Here is a 4,033-nt window from a genome sequence, read left to right as displayed (position 1 = left end):
GCCCGGTCCGCGCCAGCGCGGACGCGAGGTAGGCGGCGCCGTTGCGCGCCGCGCGTTCCGGGGTGAGGCCGGACGTGCCCCGGCAGACCGGCGCGGGGCCCGCCTTCACCGGCGCGACGACCATGCGCTTGCCGACCCCGGCGAGCACGGCCGCGGCCGTGGCGTCGTTGTCGGCGACCAGCTGCGCCGTACCACCCGGCCCGCCCCGCTGGTAGGCGAATCCGCCCGTACGGCCCGTCCCCTTGCCGCACGGCACCGCGAGGCCGAGCAGGGCGTCGTAGGCGTGGTGGTCCTCCGACGAGCGGAACGAGCTGGGCCGGATGCCGGTGGCGCTCAGGGCGCCGATCACCAGCGAGGTGGAGTTCGCGTCGCTCGGGCCGCCGAGCCTGTGGCCCCAGCCGCCGTCCGGGTTCTGCACGCTCCGCAGCCAGTTGAGGGCGCTGAGCATGACGGGCCGCTGGCCGCCGAGGGTGGAGAGCGCCTGCACCGCCGCCGCCGTGGCGTTGGGGTCGGTGACCGTGTCCGCGTCGCACGGGGCGGTGGGATCGGCGCGGTACGTGGGGAACGCGCCGCTCGCGCACTGCTGCCCCTTCAACCACAGGATGGCGCTGTTGGCGGGCCGCTGGCCGGCCGCGTACTGCCCCAGCATCGCCAGCGACTGGCGCCACACCCCGTCCCGCGTCGGGTCCGCGGTGCCGTACAGACCGGGCGGCAGCGCGGCGGGCCTGGGCGCCGTGAGACCGGCGGGCGTGGCGGGGGTAGAGGTGGAGGACGTGGTCGGGGCGGTATCCGCGGGAGGAGACGAGGGGGACGGCGAGGACGGAGCCGGCGTCGAGGGGTTCGCGGTCGAGGGGGCCGGTGTCGACGAGGGCGCGTTCGGGGACGGGGCCCGTACATCGCCGCCCGCGACGGCCGTCTGAGCGAGAGTCACGCACAGCACGGCGGATGCGGCGAGTACGGCCGCACTGCGGCGAACGGTGGTCATGGCGGGCTGGGCCTCTCCTGCGGGAGCCGGGCTCAGGCACACTCAGGCACCAGGCTCCGGCCCCGTAAACCTCGACGATGCCGTCCACCGGCGGTTTCCGGTGGCGCGAGCCGGTCACGACCGTAGGCGGGACATTCCGGCTACCGCCGGTATTGCCCCGGCTTCTCCCCGTACGGACAGATGACGACTCGCACACTGTACCGGCCCCGGCCCAACTGCCCCCGGGCGGAGGGGCCTCCCGGCGCGGTCCCGGGGAGCGGTTCCCACCCCGCACACGCGCGGCGGATCAGGCGCGTCCGCCACGGACGCGCCCCGTCGCCCCACCCGACAACCAGGTTAAATCCGGCGAACACTCGGGAAACACTTGGCCTTTGGGCGCAAAGGGGTCTTGTTGGGAGCGTATCTACGCGCGTATCTTGAGCCGACTTTCGGCCTTCTCACAGCAGAGAAAGGGCTCCTCGTGCCCTCATCCATACCCCCGGCCCTGCGCGGCAGGCGGGCCAGACTGGTCGCCCTGACGGTCCCCGTCGGCCTGGTCGGGTCGCTCATCGCGCTCCCGTTCACCGCCGAGGCGAGCCCTTCACCGGACGCCGTGATCGCCGAGGTGTACGGCGGCGGCGGGAACAGCGGCGCCAGCCTGACCAACGACTTCATCGAGCTGGGCAACGCCGGTGACGGTCCCTTCGACCTGACCGGCTGGTCCGTCCAGTACCTCAGCGGCGCGCCGAGCCCCACCTCCAAGTGGCAGGCCACCCCGCTGACCGGGGCCGTCCCCGCCGGTGGCAGCTACCTGATCCAGGAGGCCAAGGGCACCGGCGGCGACACCGCCCTGCCCGCCCCCGACGCGACCGGCACGATCCCGCTGTCCGCGACGAGCGGCACGGTCGCCCTGGTGCACTCCACCACTCCGCTGACCTGCCTGACCGCCGCCGACTGCGCGGCCGACGCGAGCATCAAGGACCTCGTGGGCTTCGGTACGGCGACCGTACGGGAGACCTCCCCGGTCACCGGCGCCGGCAACACCACCTCGGTCAGCAGGAACGCCACGCTAACCGACACGGACGACAACGCGGCCGACCTGACCGCGACGACCCCGGCCCCCCGTAACAGCACGGGCACCGGCGGCGGTGGCGAGCCCACGCCGACGCCGACCCCCGAGCCCACCGACACCACCCCGGGCGACCTCCGGATCCACGACATCCAGGGCGCCACCCGGATCTCCCCGCAGTCCGGGGCGACCGTCGGCAACGTCCCCGGTGTGGTCACCGCCGTCCGCGCCACCGGTTCGTCGCGCGGCTTCTGGTTCCAGGACCCGCAGCCCGACCACGACGCGGCGACCAGCGAGGCCGTCTTCGTCTTCACCGGCTCTGTCACCCCGCAGGTGAAGCCCGGTGACGCGGTCCTGGTCAGCGGCAAGGTCAGCGAGTACTACCCGGGCGGCGCGGCGGCGGGCGGCCAGTCCGTCACCGAGCTGACCGCCCCCACGACCGTCGTCCTCTCCTCGGGCAACCCGCTGCCCGCCGCCGAGGTCATCGGCTCGCGCACCGTGCCGGAGCGGTACGCCCCGGACGCGAAGGGCGGCAACATCGAGCCGCTCACCCTGCTCCCCCGTACGTACGCGCTGGACTGGCTGGAGTCCCGCGAGGGCATGCTCGTCCAGGTCGGCGACAGCCGCGTCGTGGGCGCGTCCAACCAGTACGGCGAGACCTGGATCACCACCAAGCCCCGCCAGAACCCGACCGAGCGCGGCGGCACGCTGTACGGCGCGTACGACCAGCAGAACTCGGGCCGCCTGCTGGTCGCCTCGCTGACCGGCGCGAGCGTCACGGCCAACGTCGGCGACACGCTCAAGGGCGTCACCTCGGGGCCGCTCGACTACGGCAGCTTCGGCGGGTACTCCCTCCAGGCGACCACGCTCGGCACGCTGAAGTCCGGCGGGCTCCGGCCGGAGGTCGCGAAGAAGGCGAAGTCCGACGAGCTGGCCGTGGCCACGTACAACGTCGAGAACCTCGACCCGAGCGACCCGCAGGCCAAGTTCGACCGGCTGGCCGAGGGCATCGTGAAGAACCTCGCCACGCCCGACATCGTCAGCCTGGAGGAGATCCAGGACGACAACGGCGCGACGGACGACGGGACGCTCAGCGCGGACAAGACGCTCGCGCAGTTCACGGCGGCGATCCGGGCCGCGGGCGGTCCCACGTACTCCTGGCGGTCCGTCGACCCGCAGGACAAGACGGACGGCGGGGAGCCCGGCGGCAACATCCGCAACGTCTTCCTCTTCAACCCGAAGCGCGTCGGCTTCGTCGACCACCCGGGCGGCGACGCGACGACGGCCGTGAAGGTCGTCCCGGCGGGCAAGCACGGCAAGGACATCACGCTGTCGGTGTCGCCGGGCCGCATCAACCCGACGTCGGACGCGTGGAAGAGCAGCCGGAAGCCGCTGGTCGGGGAGTTCACCTTCCGCGGCGACCAGTACTTCGTCATCGGCAACCACTTCAACTCCAAGGGCGGGGACCAGCCGATGTACGGCCGCTTCCAGCCGCCGGTGCTCAGCTCGGAGACGCAGCGGCTTGCCCAGGCGAAGGAGGTCAACACCTTCGTGTCCGGCCTGCTGTCGAAGGACCGGTCCGCGAAGGTGGTCGTCCTCGGCGACCTGAACGACTTCCCGTTCTCGCCGCCGGTCGAGGCGCTTACGCGGGGGCGGGTGCTGACGGATCTGATGTCGACGCTGCCTCGTGACGAGCGGTACAGCTATGTGTACGACGGCAACTCGCAGACGCTGGACCACATTCTGGTGAGTCCGGGGGTGCGGAGGCTGTCGTACGACGTGGTGCATGTGAATGCGGAGTTCGCGGACCAGGCGAGCGACCATGATCCGCAGGTGGTCCGTATCGGCTGAGCCCGGTGCTCGGCGCGGCTTACTGCTTGTCCTCAATCGCCGGACGGGCTGGGAGTGCCCCCGGCCCGTCCGGCGGGTGCGGGTCAAGGATGTCCTCAATCGCCGGACCGGCTGGGTGTGTCGTGGTGACGGGGGCGGTGACGTGAACG

2 protein-coding genes are annotated in these 4,033 nt (G+C 72.5%); one reads left to right on the top strand and one right to left on the bottom strand.

Annotated elements, in window-relative coordinates; genetic code table 11:
• Positions 1-985, bottom strand: a 985-nt coding sequence (locus GT042_RS18765; RefSeq protein ID WP_161309879.1) for a prenyltransferase/squalene oxidase repeat-containing protein, incomplete at its 3' end; no start/stop codon positions are given.
• Positions 986-1,490: 505 nt separating this feature from the next.
• Between GT042_RS18765 and GT042_RS18760 the strand changes: the two genes are divergently transcribed.
• Positions 1,491-3,884: an endonuclease/exonuclease/phosphatase family protein gene (locus GT042_RS18760; RefSeq protein ID WP_237530932.1), complete on the top strand. Its 2,394-nt coding sequence runs from the start codon at positions 1,491-1,493 to the stop codon at positions 3,882-3,884.
• Positions 3,885-4,033: the final 149 nt, after the last annotated feature.

It is taken from the genome of Streptomyces sp. SID3212, from assembly GCF_009865405.1.
GTDB lineage: Bacteria > Actinomycetota > Actinomycetes > Streptomycetales > Streptomycetaceae > Streptomyces.
This window is presented reverse-complemented; position numbering and strand designations above follow the sequence as displayed.